Source organism: Rummeliibacillus sp. BSL5 (genome assembly GCF_052928305.1).
The window spans coordinates 1,925,938-1,948,914 of the sequence record NZ_JAVGCV010000001.1 but is presented as its reverse complement, the minus strand read 5'-3'; the positions used below and the strand labels follow the sequence as shown (position 1 = coordinate 1,948,914).

General features: G+C 41.4%; 20 protein-coding genes. 19 read left to right on the top strand and 1 reads right to left on the bottom strand.

The features are described from left to right. Nucleotide 1: 1 nt before the first annotated feature. The 19 genes from RCJ93_RS09630 (at nucleotide 2) to RCJ93_RS09540 (ending at nucleotide 21,962) form a co-directional block, all read left to right on the top strand. On the top strand, nucleotides 2-1,474 hold the full coding sequence (locus RCJ93_RS09630) for an adenosylcobinamide amidohydrolase (protein WP_150283433.1): 1,473 nt from the start codon (nucleotides 2-4) through the stop codon (nucleotides 1,472-1,474). Beyond that, nucleotides 1,475-2,431, top strand: a complete 957-nt coding sequence (cbiB, locus tag RCJ93_RS09625) for an adenosylcobinamide-phosphate synthase CbiB (protein WP_150283434.1) — start codon at nucleotides 1,475-1,477, stop codon at nucleotides 2,429-2,431. Further along, entirely contained in the window at nucleotides 2,418-3,506 is a 1,089-nt protein-coding gene (locus RCJ93_RS09620; RefSeq protein WP_150283435.1) for a pyridoxal phosphate-dependent aminotransferase, read from the top strand. The genes cbiB and RCJ93_RS09620 overlap by 14 nt, the downstream gene beginning before the upstream one ends. Continuing rightward, on the top strand, nucleotides 3,479-4,057 hold the full coding sequence (locus RCJ93_RS09615) for a bifunctional adenosylcobinamide kinase/adenosylcobinamide-phosphate guanylyltransferase (protein WP_150283436.1): 579 nt from the start codon (nucleotides 3,479-3,481) through the stop codon (nucleotides 4,055-4,057). The genes RCJ93_RS09620 and RCJ93_RS09615 overlap by 28 nt, the downstream gene beginning before the upstream one ends. 13 nt (nucleotides 4,058-4,070) lie before the next feature. Further along, a complete protein-coding gene (gene cobS / locus RCJ93_RS09610; protein ID WP_190323352.1) occupies nucleotides 4,071-4,835 on the top strand; it encodes an adenosylcobinamide-GDP ribazoletransferase in 765 nt (254 codons plus the stop codon). Beyond that, entirely contained in the window at nucleotides 4,808-5,407 is a 600-nt protein-coding gene (locus tag RCJ93_RS09605; RefSeq protein ID WP_150283438.1) for a histidine phosphatase family protein, read from the top strand. The genes cobS and RCJ93_RS09605 overlap by 28 nt, the downstream gene beginning before the upstream one ends. Further along, the gene (locus tag RCJ93_RS09600; RefSeq protein ID WP_150283439.1) at nucleotides 5,359-5,757 is read left to right on the top strand and encodes a bifunctional adenosylcobinamide kinase/adenosylcobinamide-phosphate guanylyltransferase; all 399 of its coding nucleotides are present in this window, start codon (nucleotides 5,359-5,361) and stop codon (nucleotides 5,755-5,757) included. Before RCJ93_RS09605 ends, RCJ93_RS09600 begins: the two co-directional genes overlap by 49 nt. Nucleotides 5,758-5,774: 17 nt before the next feature. Continuing rightward, complete coding sequence (locus RCJ93_RS09595; protein ID WP_066791697.1) at nucleotides 5,775-6,365, top strand: cob(I)yrinic acid a,c-diamide adenosyltransferase; 591 nt, start codon at nucleotides 5,775-5,777, stop codon at nucleotides 6,363-6,365. A 5-nt stretch (nucleotides 6,366-6,370) separates the two neighbouring features. Beyond that, nucleotides 6,371-6,859: an ECF transporter S component gene (locus RCJ93_RS09590; RefSeq protein WP_150283440.1), complete on the top strand. Its 489-nt coding sequence runs from the start codon at nucleotides 6,371-6,373 to the stop codon at nucleotides 6,857-6,859. After that, complete coding sequence (locus tag RCJ93_RS09585; RefSeq protein ID WP_150283441.1) at nucleotides 6,856-7,542, top strand: hypothetical protein; 687 nt, start codon at nucleotides 6,856-6,858, stop codon at nucleotides 7,540-7,542. The genes RCJ93_RS09590 and RCJ93_RS09585 overlap by 4 nt, the downstream gene beginning before the upstream one ends. Nucleotides 7,543-7,831: 289 nt before the next feature. Continuing rightward, nucleotides 7,832-9,979 carry a (Fe-S)-binding protein gene (locus tag RCJ93_RS09580; protein WP_147195454.1) on the top strand — a complete coding sequence of 716 codons (2,148 nt, stop codon included), beginning with the start codon at nucleotides 7,832-7,834 and terminating at the stop codon, nucleotides 9,977-9,979. Nucleotides 9,980-10,168: 189 nt separating this feature from the next. Then, complete coding sequence (locus RCJ93_RS09575; RefSeq protein WP_150283443.1) at nucleotides 10,169-11,374, top strand: acetyl-CoA C-acetyltransferase; 1,206 nt, start codon at nucleotides 10,169-10,171, stop codon at nucleotides 11,372-11,374. A 1-nt stretch (nucleotide 11,375) separates the two neighbouring features. Continuing rightward, the gene (locus RCJ93_RS09570) at nucleotides 11,376-12,227 is read left to right on the top strand and encodes a 3-hydroxybutyryl-CoA dehydrogenase (protein WP_150283444.1); all 852 of its coding nucleotides are present in this window, start codon (nucleotides 11,376-11,378) and stop codon (nucleotides 12,225-12,227) included. Between the two features lie 493 nt (nucleotides 12,228-12,720). Next, a complete protein-coding gene (locus RCJ93_RS09565) occupies nucleotides 12,721-13,854 on the top strand; it encodes an acyl-CoA dehydrogenase (RefSeq protein ID WP_150283445.1) in 1,134 nt (377 codons plus the stop codon). 59 nt (nucleotides 13,855-13,913) lie between these two features. Continuing rightward, on the top strand, nucleotides 13,914-15,050 hold the full coding sequence (locus tag RCJ93_RS09560) for an acyl-CoA dehydrogenase (RefSeq protein WP_150283446.1): 1,137 nt from the start codon (nucleotides 13,914-13,916) through the stop codon (nucleotides 15,048-15,050). Nucleotides 15,051-15,053: 3 nt separating this feature from the next. Next, nucleotides 15,054-15,680, top strand: coding sequence for a TetR/AcrR family transcriptional regulator (locus RCJ93_RS09555; RefSeq protein WP_150283447.1), 627 nt, complete (start codon nucleotides 15,054-15,056; stop codon nucleotides 15,678-15,680). Between the two features lie 117 nt (nucleotides 15,681-15,797). Next, nucleotides 15,798-19,046, top strand: coding sequence for a fused isobutyryl-CoA mutase/GTPase IcmF (gene icmF, locus RCJ93_RS09550; RefSeq protein ID WP_150283448.1), 3,249 nt, complete (start codon nucleotides 15,798-15,800; stop codon nucleotides 19,044-19,046). Between the two features lie 561 nt (nucleotides 19,047-19,607). After that, a complete protein-coding gene (gene rpoE / locus RCJ93_RS09545; RefSeq protein WP_223823501.1) occupies nucleotides 19,608-20,207 on the top strand; it encodes a DNA-directed RNA polymerase subunit delta in 600 nt (199 codons plus the stop codon). Between the two features lie 162 nt (nucleotides 20,208-20,369). After that, nucleotides 20,370-21,962: a CTP synthase gene (locus tag RCJ93_RS09540; RefSeq protein ID WP_150283449.1), complete on the top strand. Its 1,593-nt coding sequence runs from the start codon at nucleotides 20,370-20,372 to the stop codon at nucleotides 21,960-21,962. 96 nt (nucleotides 21,963-22,058) lie between these two features. Here the strand turns inward: RCJ93_RS09540 and RCJ93_RS09535 are convergent, their stop codons facing one another. Then, nucleotides 22,059-22,577, bottom strand: a complete 519-nt coding sequence (locus RCJ93_RS09535; protein WP_150283450.1) for a DUF2529 family protein — start codon at nucleotides 22,575-22,577, stop codon at nucleotides 22,059-22,061. Between the last annotated feature and the right edge of the window lie 400 nt (nucleotides 22,578-22,977).

Genomic DNA, 22,977 nt, shown 5'->3' with positions numbered 1-22,977 from the left:
AATGCTAAACGTAAAAGATCTTACAGGAGGATATGATGAGAAACATCCAATTGTAAAAGGTATAAATTTTAGTGTGGAAAAAGGCCAATTCTTAGGGGTACTTGGCCCAAATGGCAGTGGCAAATCTACGCTACTTAAAGCTATTAGCGGTACGCTCCCATTCAATCAGGGAAATGTTCAGATTGAAGGGAAGAGTCGAGAGGAGTATACGGCAAAAGAGCTTGCCCGCAAAATGGCTGTGCTGCCACAACTACATACACAGGCTTTTTCGCATTCTGTTCGAGAGACAGTTTCGATTGGTCGTTACCCTTATCAGCATAGGTGGCTTTCCACATGGACGGATGAGGATGAATCAGCGATTAAAAAGGCGATGGAGTCCACAGGCATTCTCTCATACGAAAAACAGTTGCTTGAAAATCTTTCAGGTGGTGAGCAACAGCGTACATATGTGGCACAAGCACTGGCACAGAGTGCTGATTTATTGTTGCTGGATGAGCCAACTAACCATTTGGATATCGAACACCAGCGAAAACTACTTGATATGATTCGCCTTGAAGTGGTCCAAAATGGATTAACAGTTCTGTCCATCTTCCATGATATCAATCTGGCAGCGCTCTACTGTGATCGCCTGCTCTTGCTAAATAAAGGAAAAATTTATGCGTTGGGTGAGCCGCATGAGGTGCTAAAAGAACACTTTATAAAAGACGTCTATCACACGACTATATCGACCTATCCACATCCTATTTTGCCCAAACCCCAAATGACATTAATGCCTGAAATAGGGGAGAGGGAGGAAAGTATTCCGATAAAAGCAGAAGATATAAAAATACGTGATGAGTATGTCGAGTTAAATACATCTTCACCCTTGAAGGCTTTCTCCTCTGCCGTCCATAATGCAGGCGTCGGCTGGTATCAGTATTTCGTTAACCGGACGGTTGATGCAGAGTATATGTGCGATGATGCGCATGATGAATTAAAAGAATACTTAATGGAGAAAGGATTTTCTCCTACAAATACAGTCGCCATGATGACTGCAGTGCCAGCTAAAAATGCAGTAGTACGGCAATTCACTTCCGACGAGGCCGATATTGTTGTGGCAGTTACTGCTGGGGTGGGTAATGCAATCGATATTGCGAGCGCTTACAAAAGAGAAGATGTATTTCATGTAGGGACTATTAATATATGGGTGTTTATCAATGGCACATTGACAGATGAATCGTTCATGCAGGGGATGATTGCTATAACGGAAGCGAAAACAAAGGCGATGTATACAGAACAAATTAAAGATGTTGTTTCTGGCACCATTGCAACAGGCACCTCAACAGATAGTGTGCTAATCGCCGCAACGCAAAATGGTCCTTTTTATGAATATGCAGGAAGTGCAACCGCAGTAGGCAAGCTCATCGGTCGCGGTGTTTATGAAACCCTTTGTACTGCACTGCAAGACTATAAAAAAGCGAAGGAGCAAGACTAAATGCTGGCACATTTAATCGCTTGTACGCTAGGGATCTTTCTTGACCGTCTTATTGGAGATCCTAAAAGAATGCCGCACCCTGTAAAATGGATCGGCAGTTTGATCGGATGGCTAACAAAACGATTGAATAAGGGTGGATTCCGCAAAACGAAGGGTGCGTTGCTAGTCATTTTGGTCGTAGGAGCAACGACTGTATCCGCTTATGCAGTGGTTGTGATTGCCTATCAAGTGGGCATTGTTTTTGGCATCTTGGTAGAAGGTTTACTCATTACATTTGGGCTTGCCCAAAAGAGCTTGAAACAAGCAGCGATGGAAGTCTATGAACCTCTTACTGCTGGCAATTTAGTACAAGCACGTGTGAAGCTTTCGTGGATTGTTGGGCGAGATACAGAGAAACTTTCGGAAAGCGAAGTCACACGAGGTGTGGTAGAGACAGTTTCTGAAAATACGAGCGATGGCGTGACGGCTCCATTATTTTGGGCTTTTCTATTCGGTGCAGCTGGCATCTGGATGTACAAAGCTGTAAATACGCTTGATTCAATGGTTGCGTACAAAAATAAGGAATTCAATGAGTTTGGTTTTGTAGCAGCTCATACAGACGATGTCTTCAACTATATCCCAAGCCGTTTGACAGGATTACTGATCCTTTTAACGATGCAAAATGAGACGAAGCATTCACTTTCTGAACGAATGAGGGGATGGTTGACTGATGCCAAGAAGCATCCAAGCCCTAATAGTGGTTATTTAGAAGCAGCGACTGCTTATCAGCTTGGTGTACAACTGGGTGGAACTAATTATTATAAAGGTGTTGTCTCCAAAAGAGCCACAATGGGGCAGAAGGAAGTAGAGTTAGCTCCGAGACATATTCAGCTAGCCGTAAATCAAATGTATTCTGTCACAGCTTATTTTTGGTTACTCGGTATTATGATAGGAGGAGTTATGATTGTCATTGCCTAACCATGGAGCGAATCCGCAATTGTTATACAGTGAATTAGCAATTCCGCTTCCAGAACAAATCATAGATTACAGTGAAAATGTAAATCCATTAGGGCCGCCCCTCTCAGTAGTAGAAAACTGGCAAGGCTATATACACTTACTTTCTAGCTATCCAGAACCGCACGGCGAACCATTTCTATCTGCTATTGCAGCATATCACGGCATTCCGAAGAGCCGCGTATTGCTTGGGAATGGTGCGGCCGAGATTTTTTCATTGCTTGCTGGACACTTTCAAAGAAAATGTGCGATGATTGTTCATCCAACCTTTTCGGAATACGAGGCAACTTTAAGAGCAAATGGGACAGAAATCATTCATCTCTCAGTAGAAGAGATCGAAAATTGGAAGCTGCCAATAGACCATATTATAGAAAATATGAAGCGTGCCGATCTGTTGTACCTTTGCACACCAAATAATCCTACCGGTGTACTGCCACCAAGGAATGAACTGGTGCACCTTTTAGAGGAAGGTCAAAAAATGGGCTGCACAGTAATATTGGATGAAGCCTTCATCGATTGGATTGGGGAGGAAGCATCCATGATTTCGTACATAGAGGATTTTTCAAATCTAATCATTGTGCGCTCGATGACCAAAATGTACGCAATTCCAGGAATCCGGCTAGGCTATATGGTAAGCTCTCCTGCATTGATTGAAGCATTGCGCGAAAAAGTACCGCATTGGCATATTAATGGCATCGCTGCCCATATAGGAGCAAAATGTATCGACGAAACGCATTATAGAGAAAAATCCATAGAATATGCTAAAAAGTCGAAAGCAAAATTTGTAGATTTCCTGCAAAAATTAGGATGCAAAACAACAAAGAGCGTGACTAATTATGTTTGTTTTAAGCTTCCTCATCCAGATTTGTCTCAAAGATTTTTTCACGAAATGCTGAACAGCGGCATTGTCCTGCGGCATACTGAAAACTTTAAAGGATTGGATGGTAAATGGTTTCGAGTAGGAATGAAGAATGAACAGGCAATGGCAGTTCTTCAAGAGGAGATGGAAGCATGGATCAAGCAAAACTCTCATTTATAACAGGCGGTGTTCGAAGCGGCAAAAGTGCGTATGCGGAGCAGCGATTAGTAGAGTTAGCAAAGGAAGTGCGAGCAAATCGCTTGGTCTACTTAGCAACGGGTGTAGCCTTCGATGAAGAAATGACAAACCGGATAGAGCGGCATAAACATGACCGGATAATGCAAGAGCATCAATGGGTAACCATTGAACAACCCACGAATTTCAAAAAGGTATTGGTTCAGGTGAAGCAAGGAGATGCTATTCTTTGGGATTGCGTCACAACTTGGCTATCGAATGAATTCTATGAACAGAGTGAATCAGGCGTTTTTGCTTGGAAGCAAGAAGGCAAACTCAAACAGCGGATGGACGAGATGAAAAGCACTATTTTACAAATTCGCGCTATGGGAATACCTCTCGCCATCGTTTCCAACGAAATGTTAGATGAACCTCTTTCCGCAAATCCTGAGGTACATCTATATCAGCAGACAATTGGCAGGCTCCACCAGTGGTTTGTCAAGAATGCTTCAGAAGCAATTGAAATTGATTACGGCTTTATACATAAATGGAAGTAGGGAGCGAATTAGAATGACAAATGGTCTGCTGCTTGCACTTCAATTTTTTTCAATTTTGCCTATTCATAAAGAAATTCCAATGACGAAAAAGACCGTCACGGCCATGTTTGTCGTTTTTCCTTGGCTGGGCGCATTGATAGGCTTTGTGTTGTCTAGTGTCTATTATTTATTGCATACATACACAGACATTAGTTCATTACTTTTAAGTTTTATTTTGATTAGCGGTTATGTCATTTGTTCAGGTGGACTTCATTTGGATGGATATGTAGACACAAGCGATGCCTATTTTTCTTACAGAGATAAGAAAAAACGATTAGAGATTTTGGATGATCCTCGGACAGGTGCTTTTGGCGCTATATCATTGGTATTTCTAATTCTAGCTAAAATCTTCTTTTTGACAGAATTGCTCGCGAAGCCGTCTTTTCATTGGATATGGCTAATTGCTGTTCCTTTCTTATCACGATTGTGTATGTCAATTTATTTTATTTGTACACGTACATCTAAAGAGAAGGGATTGGCTCACTTTTTTAAACAGCACTTACATATGAAATATTGGTTAATTGGAACTGTATGTTCGATGATTGTAGGAGGAGCTTTATTTATATGGCTTAGTGGAACATGGGCTATACTTTTTCTGCTATTCATGATTGTGTTGGCTGCTATGATCTATAGATGGTGGTCACTTCAGCAGTTTAGCGGGAGTTCAGGAGATTTGCTTGGAGCTCTTATCGAAGGGATGGAGGCGGTTTTATGGATAGTCCTGTTGTTGTGCATCTAATACGCCATGCCAAAACAAAAAGCAACGACGAAAAGCGGTATCTAGGCTGGAAAGATGAGCCCATTTTGAAAAGAGAAGAGCTGCCAGTAGTAAATAGGGAATATCCCGTTGTTTTCGGAAGCGATTTAGTGCGCTGCAAGCAAACGGCTGAAGCTTATTTTCCGGGTGCGGTTTATGTAGAAGACGAGGGGCTTAGGGAATTGAACTTTGGTCAGTTTGAAGGGAAAACCTATGAAGAATTAAAGGAAGACCAGCACTATCAAAAGTGGTTGGATGATTCGAATCAAGTAGCACCGCTGGAGGGCGAAACATTAGAAATCATGACTAATCGCTGTCGGATAGCTTTTAAAAAATTGCCACAAGGCTTATCAGTGTACCCGCTCGTAGTGCACGGTGGTACGATTCGCGTTTTGCTGACGGAATTTGCACCGCACGAAAGCCAGTTTTGGGATTGGGTAGTCACGCATAATGATATATATACATTGGAGTGGGAGTCGAGAAGGGCTTTTGAGGAGGGAGAAAGATGCACGTTTTTATCGGTGGTGCCTATAACGGCAAACATGAGTATGTGAGAAATTGGCTCATTGAACAGCATGAAAATGATGTAGCGTGGTATGAAGGTGTCCTGCCAAAAGAGCCCAAAAACAAAACTATTGTCATTTCTCATTTAGAAAAAATTCTCCAATCAGATGAGGAAAAAGATGAATTAATACTCGCGAAAAAGATAGCAAAACAGTTACAATTATGGGAGAAAGAACATCAGGTGATCGTCATTGCAACTGAAATGGGGCGAGGAATTGTTCCTCTTAGCCGGCATGATCGAATATTAAGGGATGCGTGCGGTAGGCTTTATCAGGAGCTATTTAAGAGTAGTGAACATGTCACACGCATCTGGTATGGCTTGAGCGAAAATATTAAGTAAGAAAGAAGGGGATTTCAATGAATTTATACACACGTACAGGTGACAAGGGGAAAACAAGCATTATTGGCCGAAGAGTGGATAAGGATGATTTGCGAGTAGAAGCATATGGCACAATTGATGAATTGAATTCATTTATCGGCAAGGCAATGACTGAGCTAGATCAAGAGAAATTCCAAGATATCCTAGAAGATTTGCAAAATATACAAAATGAATTGTTCGATTGTGGCGGTGATTTAGCGAATGTGATGAAAGAGCGCCATTATAAAATGACAGATGAGCCGATCGAAGTTATGGAAAAACGAATTGATGTACTAATGGATGAGCCGCCTTTACTTGAACGCTTTATCCTACCGGGAGGCTCTCCTGGCGCAGCTACTTTGCATATTGCCCGCACTATTGCAAGACGTGCAGAACGTTTGACTGTCACACTTTTCAAAAATTCCGAGGAAAACGATGTGCCGTTAGTTGTTGGACGATACCTCAATCGTTTATCCGATTATTTATTTGCTGCTGCCCGTGTAGCCAATTGTAGAATAAATGTTGCTGATATTGAATATATCCGTGGGGCGAAAGTATTTAAAAATGGCGGCCGTAAAGAGAAGGATTAATCCGCATGAAATATCGTAGACTTACATTTACAGCGATGATTGCTGCATTAAGTGCAATTGGCGCAATGATTAAAATACCTGTTGGCATCGGTTCGGCAGCGCTTGATTCAGCCCCTGCATTTTTGGGTGCTGCATTATTGCCTGCCCCGATTGCAGGTGCGGCAGCGGCGATTGGACATATGGTCTCTGCAGAGCTTAGTGGATTTCCGATGACGCTTCCATTCCACGCGCTGATCGCCATCGAAATGTTTGCAGTAGTCTATGGTTTTGCTAAACTTCATCAACGAAATCATCATCTACTAAAATGGCTGTTCGCTGTCATCGTAAACGGTATTTTAGCGCCGTTGCCGTTTTACTTTCTCATTTCACCGCAAACATACTATGCTATTACCCCCGGCATATTCATCGCTACCGTTATAAATGCCGTTATTGCAGGATTATGCTTACCGGCAATAACAAAAGTAACCGGAAAAGTGGGAGACACGTGTCGATGAGAAATGCTATACAACTACCAAATGGACTCATTGTTACAACGGATAATGCAGGAGCAATTGGGCAAAAAAAGAAAGATACAGTACATGTGCCAGATGAAATGGTCAGTTATTTTTCGGCTCGCGTGACGCTTTTAGAGCAATGGGCTGCAGGCGCTGAACCACATTCCATTCTTATGCATAACTTTAGCGGCGACGAAGCATGGGTGCGCTACTTAAAAGGGGTTCATCAAGTATTCGATGAGATAGAATGTTCTTCTCCACCTATAAGCGGAAGTACTGAGTCCAACATTGAAACGCTACAATCAGGCTTAGCGATTACCATGTTAGGAGAGCAAATCTATCAATCAAAAGCTCCAGAAACGCTCAAATGGTTTACATACGGCAAACCGCTTGTAGGAGAAAACCTACTGGCTGAAAAAGAAAAGGTTGCTTCGTTGAAATCTATTTACAAAGCTAGGCAAGGGAATATAATTGCATCTGTATGGCCGGTGGGCTCGAAAGGAATAGCAGGAGAAATCAAACGCATTTTTGGTAGCAAACCTTTTACTTGCGCATGGGAACCTCACGCTTCAGCAGGTCCATCAACTGTTGTTCTAATTGGGGTGGAGCCTAAAAAAATACATACTGCCCAATCGCTGTTCGGTGAATTACTCTTGCCGATTAGCTGGAAAGACAGTCCATAATATTACGCCGAGAAATCATCCTTTAGATTTCTCGGCGTTTTTTTAGAGAAAAATTGATTGGGCGAGAGAAAATAAATATGATAGAATACTTAGACAAGTTGAAATATACTTTCGCTTTCTAGAAAAAAGTTTACGGAAGGAGAAAATCATTTTCACAGAAATTCTAAGAGAATCCTAGAAATGTGATTGACTGAATGCTCATTCATATTTTACAATAGACAAAACAGAGTATTTTCAGAATTCTCTTGAGATAAAACAAAGGGGAGTAACAACATAAGGGGGGAATAACATGAATCCATTGTTGATCGTCAATTGGATCTTGTTTTTAGGGGTAGTCGCTTATGCTTTAGGATTGTTTACGTATTTAGTAAAAACGCGTTATCAGTTCATTAAAATGGGGAAGAAAACCGAATTTGATAACAATGTTAAAGCACGGTTAGAAAAAATTTGGGTGTATGTTTTTGGCCAAAAGAAACTAATGAAAGACAAGAAGAGCGGTGCCATTCATGTCATGTTCTTCTATGGCTTCCTACTAGTTCAGTTTGGCGCTATTGATTTTATATGGAAAGGGTTAAAGCCGGGTTCCCATCTACCATTTGGACCGCTATACCCTTACTTTACATTTTTCCAAGAAATCGTCACCTTAGTGATTTTGGTGGCTGTTGTCTGGGCGTTCTACCGTCGTTATGTGGAAAAGCTAGTACGTTTGAAACGAGGATTTAAGTCAGGCCTTGTATTGCTATTTATCGGTGGCTTAATGGTATCCGTTCTTGTGGGAAATGGCATGGGCATGATCTGGCATGGCGAATCTGCAACATGGTCTGAGCCAGTCGCATCGTTGATTGCTACTGCATTTGCATTCTTGCCAACAACGGCAGCTATTGCTGTGTTCTTCGTTATGTGGTGGGTCCACCTATTATTCTTGCTGACTTTCTTAGTCTATGTGCCGCAATCCAAACACGCGCACTTAATCGCGGGACCAGCCAATGTATATTTCAATCCTTTGACACCGCCAGGGAAATTAACTCCGATTGATTTTAATGCGCTTGAAGATGAAGAGGGTGAATCAGAAGATGAGATGCCTTCATTTGGCGTAGGGAAAATAGAAGATTTTACACAGCTCCAATTAATTGATTTATACGCATGTGTTGAGTGCGGGCGCTGTACAAATATGTGCCCAGCAACAGGGACAGGCAAGATGCTATCACCGATGGATTTGATGACAAAGTTACGTGATCATCTTACATTTACAGGCGCTGTACAAACACATCAACAACCTTGGGTACCAAAGATGTTCTTTGGCCATACAAAAGGTAATCAACTAGCAATGGCTGCAGGAGCAGAAGGCGCTGTAATTGAAGATGTATACAGCCCGTCGTTGATTGGTGATGTCATTACGGAAGAGGAAATTTGGGCATGTACTACCTGCCGAAACTGTGAAGACCAATGTCCTGTTATGAATGAGCATGTTGAAAAGATTATTGACTTGCGACGTTATTTAACTATGACAGAAGGTCGCGTAAACCCTGATGCGCAGCGCGCGATGACTAACATCGAACGCCAAGGCAATCCGTGGGGTATCAACCGTAAAGAGAAGGAAAATTGGAGAGATGCTCGTCCTGATCTTCACATTCCTACAGTAAAAGAAGCAACAAAAGCTGGAGAAGAATTCGAATTCTTGTTCTGGGTTGGCTCAATGGGGTCATTCGATAACCGCTCACAAAAAATTGCGTTGTCCTTCGCGCATTTGATGAACGAAGCAGGTGTGAAATTCGCTATTTTGGGCAACAAAGAGAAGAATTCAGGCGATACACCGCGCCGCTTAGGAAATGAATTTTTATTCCAAGAGCTGGCTGAAGCAAATATCAAAGAATTTGAAAAAGCAGGCATCACAAAAATCGTCACAATCGATCCGCATGCATACAATATTTTTAAGAATGAATATAGTGATTTTGGTTGGAATGGTGAAGTTCTCCACCATACAGAAATGTTATATGAGCTGGTGATGAGTGGAAAAATTAAACCGCAACACGCAGTGAATGAAACCATTACATTCCATGATTCCTGCTACCTTGGCAGATACAATGATGTGTATGATGCGCCGCGTGAAATTTTAAAAGCAATCCCTGGTGTGAAGCTAGTGGAAATGGAACGAAACCGCGATACAGCCATGTGCTGTGGAGCTGGTGGCGGACTTATGTGGATGGAGGAGCATGTTGGAAACCGAATCAATGTGGCGCGTACTGAACAAGCGCTAGCAGTTAATCCAACTATCATCTCGTCTGGTTGTCCATATTGTTTAACAATGCTATCAGATGGAACAAAAGCGAAAGAAGTGGAAGAAACGGTTGGCACATATGATATTGCTGAGCTACTTGAAAAATCAGTGTGCGGCGAAATACAAACAGTGCCGGAGCCTTTAGAAGAAACCGTTTAAAACGAGAAAAAAATTAAAGTATTGCATAAATTTTGAAAGTTTTATAAACTTAACTCAAGTAAAAAAGAGAGAGCTAGAGCCCTCTCTTTTTTTCTAAAAGTTAATTGAGCGAGCGTTCAATCAAAATGTAAATACTCATCATTTCAATTTTTATGTAAGCGTAACCAATGACAAAAAGGGGTGTCAAACTTGCAAAAAACAGTGATTATTGACGGAGCACGTACAGCGTTTGGGAAATTCGGGGGAAGTTTAAGTTCTTTGGCAGCAAGCGATCTAGGGGGAGCTGCTATTAAAGAAGCATTAAAACGTTCTAATGTAGATGCAGAGCAAGTAGATGAAGTCATTATGGGAACAGTGTTGCAAGCAGGGCAAGGCCAAATACCTTCTCGCCAAGCTGCTACTAAAGCAGGTATACCTTACACTGTAAAAACTGAAACAATCAATAAAGTATGCGCATCTGGTATGCGCAGTGTGACGCTTGCAGATCAATTAATACGGCTTGGAGAGGAAAACGTGATCGTAGCAGGCGGGATGGAGTCGATGTCTCAAGCGCCGTATTATTTGCCAAAAGCACGATTCGGCTACCGTATGGGAGACGGAGCCATTGTGGACGGCATGGTTTATGACGGCCTTTCCTGTGCGTTCTCACCAAATCATGTACATATGGGTACGTATGGCGACGAGACGGCAGAAAAATTTGGACTTACAAGAGAAGCACAAGATAATTGGTCACTGCGTAGCCACCAAAATGCTATTGCGGCAATAGAAGGCGGTAAACTCGGTGAAGAAATTGTTGCTGTTAGCATTCCACAACGAAAAGGCGAGCCAGTCGTTGTCGACCAAGATGAAGCGCCAAGAAAAGATACATCCATCGAGGTGCTTGGCAAATTGAGACCTGCTTTCACTAAAGATAGCGGAACGGTTACTGCAGGTAATGCTCCTGGCATTAACGACGGTGCATGTGCAGTTGTGGTAACGAGCGAGCAGTATGCAGAGGAAAATGGCTTAAAACCGTTAGCAACTATTTTAGGTCACGCAGAGGTTGGAGTAGAACCAAACGATTTCCCGCAGACACCAGGATTAGTTATTAACAAGCTACTTGAAAAGACAGGTAAATCATTAGAAGAAATTGACCTTTTTGAAATCAATGAAGCATTTGCGGCTGTTGCACTTGCTAGCAGTAAAATTGCTAATTTGGATGAAGAAAAAGTCAATGTTAACGGCGGCGCTGTAGCATTAGGCCACCCAATCGGTGCATCAGGAACGCGTGTTATTTTAACTCTTGCGTATGAATTACGTCGTCGCGGTGGTGGTATTGGTATCGCAGCTATCTGTTCGGGCGGTGGCCAAGGAGACGCGATTATGATCGAAGTACCGACAACGGAGGGATACTAAGATGGCAATACAAAAAGTAATGGTCATTGGCGCTGGCCAAATGGGATCAGGCATTGCCCAAGTTTGTGCTCAAGCAGGTTTAGAAGTACTGCTAAATGACATTAGCGAAGAGTCGTATGAAAGAGGCATAGGCACAATTACGCGAAACCTGTCACGCAATGTAGAAAAAGGACGTATGGACGAAAGTGAAAAAGCGGCTGTCTTGCAACGGTTTACTAAATCATTGTCACTTCAGGATGCAAAAGAAGTTGATTTGGTGATTGAAGCAGCTGTTGAAAACATGGATACCAAGCAATCTATATTTAAACAACTAGATGTAATAGCACCAGAACATGCCATTCTTGCTTCTAACACATCTTCACTGCCTATTACTGAAATAGCAGCAGTGACAAATAGACCAGCACAAGTAATCGGCATGCACTTTATGAATCCAGTGCCTGTCATGAAGCTAGTCGAAATTATTCGCGGGCTTGCTACTTCTGATGAAGTATATAACTCAATTGAAGAGTTAACAAAAAAACTTCAAAAAGTACCTGTAGAAGTGAATGATTTCCCAGGATTCGTGGCAAATCGTGTACTTATGCCAATGATCAATGAAGCCATCTTCACACTTTATGAAGGGGTTGCAACAAAAGAAGCAATCGATGAAGTGATGAAGCTTGGTATGAACCATCCAATGGGACCACTGACGCTAGCTGATTTTATCGGGCTAGATACATGCCTATATATCATGGAAACACTATACGAAGGATTCGGCGATAGCAAATATCGCCCATGCCCACTGCTTAGAAAATACGTCAAAGCAGGCTGGCTTGGCAAGAAATCTGGAAGAGGGTTCTACGAATATAGTTAGTAGAAAACTGTAATTAAAGGAAAATTTAAAAGAATACAAAGGGAATTCAAGAGCAGAATCCTGCTAGTAATCATGAGAGTACTAAAAGTATAGTTGCAGAGAATTTGATAATAAATATTTGATGTTAAAACTTTGTAGAAGTGCGGGTGGCGGAGACTCCTTGGGGATTAGCGAGTCAGGTAAGACCCCACAGGAAGCGGAGCTGACGATGAGGCTTACCACTCGCCCCAGGAACGCACAGCTGCCCGCACTTCGCCCTCATCTCAACTATTATGATTTGGGAAACTATATGGAAGTGGAATTAACGGAGACTCCTTGGGGATTAGCGGGACAGATAAGACCCCGCAGTAAGCGATGCGAGCGAGGAGGCTTATCGCCCGCCCCCAGGAAAGCGGAGTTAATTCCACTTTGATTCAAATCAGAGTAGTAGTAGAAAAATAGATATCTGTTTTTGAATGCATTTTAAATAAATGATGTAAAAGGGAGAGACATCATGAATCTACAATTCACGGAAGAACAAATGATGATGCAAAAGATGGTTCGTGATTTTGCAAGAGAAGTAATTGCACCGCAAGTTGATCAACTGGAAAAAGGGGAATTTCCACGCGATATCCTAGCGCAAATGGGAGAGCTAGGGCTTATGGGCATTACCGCACCTGCAGCATATGGCGGTTCAGAAATGGATTTTACATCCTATATCATTGCCATCCATGAACTATCTAAAGTAAGTGCAGTCATCGGGGTGATTTTGTCTGTGCATACATCGGTCGGAACAAATCCGATACTCTATTTTGGCACAGAAGAACAAAAGAAACGCTATGTGCCAAAGCTGGCTAGCGGGGAGTATCTGGGTGCATTTTGCTTAACAGAGCCATCAGCCGGATCAGACGCAGGATCTCTTAAAACAAAAGCAGTAAAGCATGGGGATTACTACGAATTGAACGGCTCAAAGGTCTTTATTACAAATGGCGGCGAAGCGGATGTGTATATCGTGTTCGCCTCAACAGATCCAACACAGGGAACAAAGGGTATATCAGCGTTTATCGTCGACAAAGACACGCCAGGCCTTGTTATAGGGAAAAATGAAAAGAAAATGGGCCTTCATGGTTCTAAGACAGTTCAGCTAACATTTGAGCAAATGCGAGTTCCTAAAGAAAATTTGCTGGGTGAAGAAGGTGAAGGGTTCAAAATCGCTATGGCTAACTTAGATGTCGGAAGAATTGGTATCGCGGCACAGAGCTTAGGGATTGCTGAAGCGGCGCTGGAGGAATCTGTTCGCTATGCAAATGAGCGTATCCAATTTGGCAAACCGATTGCAGCCAATCAAGGCGTTTCGTTTAAATTGGCGGATATGGGCACCGCTGTAGAAGCGGCGAGATTGTTAGTATATCGAGCAGCCCATTTACGTTCGCTAGGGAAGCCGTGTAGAACAGAAGCATCAATGGCTAAATTATTTGCATCAAAAACAGCTGTCGAAGTGACAACAGAGGCTATTCAAGTTTTTGGTGGTTATGGTTATACGGAAGATTATCCTGTTGAACGATATTTCCGCGATGCGAAAGTGACTGAGATTTATGAAGGCACTAGTGAGATTCAACGGATGGTTATATCAAGGAGCTTAGAATAGGTCATTAGGTTTCACGGTAAAAAGATAGAAAGTAAATATCAAACAAAGGGGATTTGACAATGAATTTTACACTATCAGAAGAACATGAAATGATACGCAAAATGGTTAGAGATTTTGCAGAAAATGAAGTAGCGCCAAGTGCTGCTGAACGCGATGAAAATGAAACATTTGACCGCGCTATTTTTGATCAAATGGCGGAACTTGGTTTGACAGGTATACCTTGGCCAGAAGAATACGGCGGTATCGGCTCTGATTATTTAGCATATGTCATTGCTGTAGAAGAGCTTTCAAGAGTATGTGCATCAACAGGTGTAACATTATCTGCACACACATCACTTGCTGGGTGGCCTGTTTATAAATTTGGGACAGAAGAACAAAAGCAAAAATATCTTCGTCCAATGGCTGAAGGGAAGAAAATCGGTGCTTATGGCCTTACAGAACCTGGTTCGGGATCTGATGCAGGCGGCATGAAAACAACTGCAAAGTTGGATGGTGACCACTACATATTAAATGGCTCAAAGATCTTTATTACTAATGGCGGCATCGCTGATATTTACGTAGTATTCGCAGTGACAGATCCAGAAGCAAAAAATGGCACGTCAGCATTTATCGTAGAAGCTGATTATGAAGGTTTCTCTGTTGGGAAGAAAGAAAAGAAAATGGGCATTCGTTCATCACCAACAACTGAAATCATCTTTGATAACTGCCGTGTGCCAAAGGAGAATATGCTTGGTGCAGAAGGCGACGGTTTCAAAATTGCAATGAAAACTTTAGATGGCGGACGAAACGGCATTGCAGCGCAAGCAGTAGGTATTGCACAAGGTGCGCTTGATGCAGCAACACTGTATGCCAAAGAACGCGTGCAATTCGGTAAGCCAATCTCTGCAAACCAAGGGGTATCATTTAAATTAGCAGATATGGCGACTGCAACAGAAGCTTCTCGCCTGTTAACGTACCAAGCGGCGTGGCTTGAATCCAATAACCTGCCATATGGCAAACAATCGGCAATGGCAAAATTAATGGCTGGCGATACAGCGATGAAAGTAACCACAGAAGCGGTGCAGGTATTCGGCGGATATGGCTATACGAAGGATTATCCTGTAGAGCGTTTTATGCGTGATGCAAAAATCACTCAAATTTATGAGGGAACTCAAGAAATCCAACGCCTTGTAATCTCTCGTATGCTTTTGAAATAATGTATGGAAAATGAACAAAAAAAACGGATTCATACCTCGATTAAGGATGAAGTCTTAATTGAAAAGAGGCGCACAGAAATGATTCAGGGCGCTGTTCGCCTCTTTAAAGAAAAAGGCTTCCATCGGACTACTACGAGGGAAATCGCCAAATCAGCCGGCTTTAGTATCGGAACGCTTTATGAATATATCCGCACAAAAGAAGATATTCTTTACCTTGTTTGCGACCGTATTTATCTTGAGGTTCAGCGTCAATTGGGACCTTTCCAGCAGCGAGAAGCGAGCATTGAGGGATTGATTGAAGCGATTACGCAGTATTACATGCTTGTGGATTCAATGCAAGATGAAATGCTCGTGATGTACCAAGAGTCAAAGTCCTTGCCAAAAGATGCGCTTGATTATGTATTAGCGAAAGAAATCGAAATGGCTGGCATTTTTGAAAATTTACTGTTAGGATGCGTAGAACTTGATCAAATGAAGTTTTCGCCAAAGGAAATTAAACTATTGGCACATCAAATTGTTATCCAAGGTCAGGCATGGGCATTTAGAAGATGGGTATGGCGCAAAGATTATAAAATAGAAGATTATATCAAAATGCAAACAAACATATTATTAAACGGTATGTTGAGCTAAGTGGAACGGCGCAAGGATGGAATACACAAACAGCAATGTGGGTGGATCACTAGCCTTGCCTTTTCTTTTTAATAAGGGATTGAGAGAAGTTTTGTTCAATAAGGGGGATTTATAAAAATGGTAAAAGCTGAAATCTACAAACCGAAGAATCATGTACGATTCGTCACAGCCTCTAGCCTTTTTGACGGGCATGATGCATCTATCAATATCATGAGACGCATTTTGCAATCTAGCGGAGTGGAAGTCATTCATCTTGGGCATAATCGCTCTGTTGAAGAGGTAGTAAACGCTGCTATTCAAGAGGATGCACAAGGGATCGCTATTTCCTCTTATCAAGGCGGCCATATGGAATACTTCAAATATATGTATGATCTGTTGAATGAAAAGAAAGCCCCGCATATCGGTATTTTTGGCGGTGGGGGTGGCGTTATCCTACCGAAAGAAATCAAAGAGTTGCATGATTATGGCGTGAAAGGTCTATTTTCACCCGAGGACGGTATGAATTTGGGTCTGCAAGGCATGATTAATCAAATGATTGAAAGAAGTGATTTTTCTACAGTCAAAAAAGACCTTCTTGATCAATTAGACGTACTTTCAACTGAGAAGCCTGAGTTGCTGGCACAGCTGATTACAGCAGCAGAAGAAGGGGATAATGAAGAAACAGCCACGCTTTTGGAACGTGCAAGAAAGCTATCTAAACATACGCCGGTTCTTGGGATAACAGGTACAGGTGGTGCAGGAAAAAGTTCATTGACGGATGAGTTGATCCGCCGGTTCTTGCATGAATTCCCTGATAAAAAGATCGCTATCGTTTCAATTGACCCAACGAAGCAAAAAACAGGTGGTGCTTTGCTTGGAGACCGTATCCGCATGAATGCTATTTTTAATAATCGGGTTTACATGCGAAGCCTAGCAACACGAGATTCTCATACGGAGTTATCTTCAGCTTTAGGAGATGTACTGGATATTGTCAAAGTCGCTGGCTTCGACCTCATCATTGTAGAAACAAGTGGTATTGGACAAGGGGATGCAGCGATTACTGAAGTGTCCGACTTATCTATGTATGTGATGACAAGTGAGTTTGGTGCTCCTACACAGCTAGAAAAAATCGATATGATTGATTTCGCCGATTTAATCGTCATTAATAAATTTGAAAGAAAAGGGTCTGAAGATGCGCTTCGCCAAGTTCAAAAGCAATATCAGCGCAGCCATGAATTGTGGGATGAAAATCTTGATCATATGCCTGTCTATGGAACGATTGCGAGCCAATTTAATGACAAGGGAACCAACTCATTATTTGCAGCATTAATTCGCACCATTAACGAAAAATGTGGCTATGATTGGCAAACATCTTATGAGCAATTCGTTAAAACGCAAAAACAAAATGTCATCATTCCAAATGACCGCCGCTACTATTTGCGTGAAATCTCCGATACGGTGAGGAGTTATCATAAAAAGGCAGCACAGCAAGCAGATCTAGCGAGAAAACTATATCAATTAGAAGGCACGCTAAAGCTTGTACAAGAAAAGCATGGCGAAGAAGCACTTGTAGAGTCTTTGAATCAACTAATGGAAGGTGTTAAAGATCAGCTTACTGCAGAATCTAAGCAAATACTGAAAAATTGGCATACGCTGAAAGAAAGCTATAGCGGCGATGAATTAGTAACAAAAGTGCGCGACAAAGAAATCCGTACTTTGCTGACAACTACGAGTTTGTCAGGTCTCAGAATTCCTAAAGTTGCATTGCCGAAGTTCGAAGATTATGGCGAGATTTTGCGCTTTGTTTATGCTGAAAATGTGCCGGGTGCATTCCCGTATACTGCAGGTGTTTTTCCGTTTAAACGCGAAGGAGAGGATCCAAAACGCCAGTTTGCTGGTGAAGGAACACCGGAACGAACAAATCGCCGCTTCCATTATCTATCGAAAGATGACGATGCAAAACGCTTATCTACAGCATTTGATTCCGTGACATTGTACGGGGAAGATCCAGATGAACGGCCGGATATCTACGGTAAAGTAGGGGAATCAGGTGTCAGCATTTGTACGCTAGATGATATGAAAAAGCTATATGACGGGTTCAATTTATGTGCGCCTTCAACCTCTGTATCAATGACAATAAACGGTCCTGCGCCTATTATATTGGCTATGTTTATGAATACTGCGATTGACCAACAAGTACGTTTGAGAGAGAGCGAGCTTGGCCGGACATTGACTGTGGAAGAGTTTGCGGAAACAAGAGCCAATACGTTGAATGTCGTTCGCGGTACTGTACAGGCGGACATTTTAAAAGAAGACCAAGGTCAAAATACGTGCATCTTCTCGACAGAATTTGCACTTCGGATGATGGGGGATATCCAGCAGTATTTCATTAATGAAAAAGTGCGGAATTATTACTCTGTTTCGATTTCTGGATACCACATTGCTGAAGCGGGCGCTAATCCAATTTCACAGCTTGCATTCACATTAGCGAATGGCTTTACCTATGTTGAATATTATTTAAGCCGTGGCATGAACATCGATGACTTTGCGCCAAACCTATCCTTCTTCTTCTCAAATGGCCTTGATCCTGAGTATAGTGTAATCGGTCGGGTAGCGAGAAGAATTTGGGCTGTTACGATGCGAAATTTATATGGTGCTAATGAACGTAGTCAAAAATTAAAATATCATATCCAAACATCGGGAAGAAGTCTTCATGCACAAGAAATAGACTTTAACGATATCCGGACTACTTTGCAAGCGTTGATGGCATTGCATGACAATTGCAATTCATTGCATACAAATGCGTATGATGAGGCCATCACAACGCCAACTGAAGAGTCGGTGAGACGCGCAATGGCCATTCAAATGATCATCACAAAAGAACATGGTCTCACTAAGAATGAAAATCCTCTGCAAGGAGCATTTATTATCGAAGAATTGACACAGCTAGTGGAAGAGGCAGTGCTTGAGGAATTCGACAGAATGAATGACCGCGGAGGTGTATTAGGGGCAATGGAGACTCAATACCAACGTGGTAAGATCCAGGAAGAGTCTATGCACTATGAATCGCTGAAACACTCAGGGCAACTGCCGATTATTGGTGTGAATACGTATTTAAATCCTAATCCTCCTTCACAGGAGTCCATTAACTCGATGGAAATCGCACGAGCTTCTAAAGAGGAAAAAGAGACACAAATTGAGAATTTGCGGGTCTTTAAGGAACTCCACAAGGATGAAGTGGATGCAGCACTTAGCAAGCTGAAAGAAACAGCAAAAAATGGCGGCAATATTTTTGGTGAATTAATGGAAACAGTTAAGGTTGCTAGTCTTGGCCAAATTACAAATGCTCTATATGAAGTTGGCGGCCAATATAGAAGAAATATGTAGCTGAAACATTCCTTCCATTATTCTCAATTGAATTCTTGCTCTTTAGGCTTTACGAATCATAAAATCAGGAGTATGCTTTATTCAAACAACGTTTATTTGTTCATATGAGGAAGTGTCTAATCCTATGATTAGGCCTTCTTCTTTTTGACTTATATTGGATGGGATTATTGTTGAAGGAGTGAGAATGCAGTGAAAATCGCGATTCATTTCATAGTAATACTATTGTGCTTGATTTTGACTTATTTTACCTATGATAAGCAACTTGGCGCGGTCTCATTCCTGCTCTTAGCGATCTACCTTTTTGCATATGGCTATTACCGCTTACGCTTAGAAAAGAAGAAGAATTGATTCGTGCAACAATGAATATAAGATAATGTAGGGATTTGTTGCGACGTGAAAGAAGCAAAAGTTGACTCAAAGTTATTGATAGTTATGGCTGCCCATACAAATCAGTCAGGTATTGGTTGTGGATTAAGTATCTGGCATAGTACAATACTGTTGAACTCTTGAACGATCCAAATTTGGTTCCTTAGGCGTAACAGCAGTAATAAGAAGTTCAAAATGGATATGATGTTTAGGACAAGAAAGGACGTGCATGATTTGAACCTTCGTGAATTAAATGAAGAACAATTAACAGAAGAATCATTAATTAATTTAGCATATGCAATTTTGGAGGAAAAGCACCAACCACTTTCATTTACTGAAATAATGCAAGCGATTGTTGACCTAGGTGCACGCTCAGAGGCAGAAATGAAAGCTGCTTCTGCTCAATTTTATACAGATATGAATATCGATGGCCGTTTTATTGCTTTGGGCGAAAATCGCTGGGGTGTTCGTGAATGGTATGCAATTGATCAAGTAGAAGAAGAAACAGCTCCAACTGTAAGAGTGCGCAAGAAAAAAGCAAAAGTCGTTGAAGAAGATGATTTAGATGACGACGCGGAAGAAATTGAGTTTGAAGAAGACTTTGATGAATTCCTAGATGAAGATGAAGCTGAAGAAGAAGCAGTAGAGGAAGAAACATTTGATGCTGGTGATCTCGAAGATATCGATGAAGAAGAGTTAGAAGAAGATATCGATATGGATGACGAAGAGTTTGAACTAGATGAAGATGAAGATGACGATGATGAAGATGAATTGGAAGAAAAAGAAAGAGACTAACTTCTTGACTTCTTTTGAGTTATCATTTAACCTTTTACTTGGGCTCCTTAAAAAAGGAGATTGACCGTGAAACTTCACGCTCCCCCTGCAAATTATTTGCGGGAGGAGCGTTTTTTGTTTTTTAAAAAACCTATCTTCAGCACTAACTAGGAGGAATTTTCATTGACCAAATATATTTTTGTAACCGGCGGCGTAGTTTCATCTTTAGGTAAAGGGATCACAGCAGCATCACTTGGACGTTTGTTGAAAAACCGTGGAATGAATGTAACAATTCAAAAATTTGATCCATACATCAATATCGACCCAGGAACTATGAGCCCATACCAACATGGTGAAGTGTTCGTTACAGATGATGGCGCAGAGACTGATTTAGACTTAGGCCACTACGAGCGTTTTATTGATATTAACTTAGGTAAACATTCAACAGTGACATCTGGTAAAGTTTACTCAACAGTATTGAAAAAAGAACGCCGCGGAGATTACAACGGTGGTACGGTACAAGTAATTCCGCATATCACAAATGAAATTAAAGACCGCATCCAACGTGCGGGCCGCGAAACAAGTGCAGACATCGTCATCACAGAAGTCGGCGGAACAGTAGGCGATATCGAATCATTGCCATTCCTTGAAGCAATTCGCCAAATGAAAAGCAATCTTGGAAATGAAAATGTCCTTTATTTACACTGTACACTTATTCCTTATATTGGCGCAGCAGGCGAGCTAAAAACGAAACCAACTCAGCACTCAGTGAAAGAGCTACGTTCATTAGGTATTCAACCAAACATTTTGGTGGTACGTTCAGATCGCCCAGTGCCAACAGAAATGAAAGAAAAACTAGCGCTATTCTGCGATGTAAAACCGCATGAAGTTATTGAATGCGTGGATGCAGAAAGCCTTTATGATATCCCGTTAAATCTGCAAGCTCAACACATTGATGACATTGTGTTAGAACACTTTGGCATTGAAGCGCCACAAGCAGATATGGCTGATTGGAAAGCTTTAGTTGATAAAGTAAAAAGCCTTAAAAAGACAACAAAAATTGCACTTGTCGGAAAATACGTTGAGTTGCAAGATGCTTATATCTCTGTAGTAGAAGCATTGAAACATGCTGGATACGCACATGATACAGATATAGAAGTGAATGCTATCAATGCAGAAGACGTAACAGAAGAAAATGTAAAAGAATTATTACATGACGCTGACGGTATTTTAGTACCAGGTGGCTTTGGCGATCGTGGAGTAGAAGGTAAAATTTTAGCTATCCAATATGCCCGTGAAAACGATGTGCCGTTCTTGGGTATTTGCTTAGGTATGCAGCTTGCATCAGTTGAATTTGCACGCAATGTACTTGGACTTAAAGGTGCACATTCAGCTGAATTGGATGCAGAAACAAAATATCCAATCATTGCATTACTACCTGACCAAATCGATGTAGAAGATTTAGGTGGCACACTTCGCCTTGGCCTATATCCATGTAAATTAAAAGAAGGATCTCGTGCAGGTGAAATCTATAATGATGAACTAGTATATGAACGTCATCGCCATCGTTATGAATTCAACAATGAATTCCGTGAAGCGATGGAAGCAGAAGGACTAGTTTTCTCAGGAACTTCTCCTGACGATCGTTTAGTAGAAATTGTTGAATTGCCGGAGAAAAAATTCTTTGTTGCATGTCAATTCCATCCAGAATTCATTTCACGTCCTAACCGTCCACAACCGTTATTCCGCGAGTTTGTTGGCGCTTCTGTGAAATAAATAAACAAAAGTAAAACCAGGCTGATACATTAGCCTGGTTTTTTCTTTGTTGTTTAGTTAAAATAATTTAAATATCTCCTAAGGGATGGCTTAGAATTATAGCCCATCCACCATTTCATCATAAGACATCTTGATCGCCTCATAGATAAACAGAGCTGTTAGCGTATGTGGTAAGACAATACGCTCGCCCAAATCATTCGGTAACAATCCTTTTTTAATATCCATAGAAATATACGTATAAGCTAGGTCGGCCATTTTTCCGGCATTTTCAACTTTCTCACTTGCCACAACTGCAAAAGGGATAAATGCATCGTATAAAGTTTGAGCTAACTTTAATGCATTTGGATCATGTGCGGTTCGAGCAAAGATACATACACGGTCAATATCCGTAATATTCGCTTCAGGAGTAAAAGGGCGCAATTGTTGGAAAGGTTCTGCAGCTTGCATGGCATTGATTTCTACAGCCTTTAGCTCATCAAAGCATGCAAAATAGACAAACCCTTCTCCAATTCCAGCTTGTGCAAGCAGACGGGCAGTTTCCTCGATTGCTTCTTCTTGGTCTGTAGCCACTCGCTTTAACAAGCCGCCGATTTGGGTAGATAACATTTTTAACATTCCATTCACCTCACCTTCATTATAAATGGGTATAATCCAATTGCAAAATAGAGCCCTGAAATGGTTCTCATATTGTGATATTATTTAATTTTTTTGTGTGAAAGAGAGTTAATTTAATAAAAACTTATCTAATAATGCAGGAAAATAAAAATAATGGGCGAATAGAGTATAATAAGGGGACAATAAAGTTTAAAATTGCAATATATACAAGTGCTAAAAAATGGAAAGATATTTTATCAACAGTTACTAATATATGAGTTCTACATTTCATTTAGCTCCTTGTTTAGCGAACTCCTAGTATTCTTATCGAGTTTGCTATTTTTGATGTGGGAGGAATGAACCGAGAGATTTGTATTCAGTACGCTGCTGAATGCAAACGTCTTGAATGATTTTAAATTTC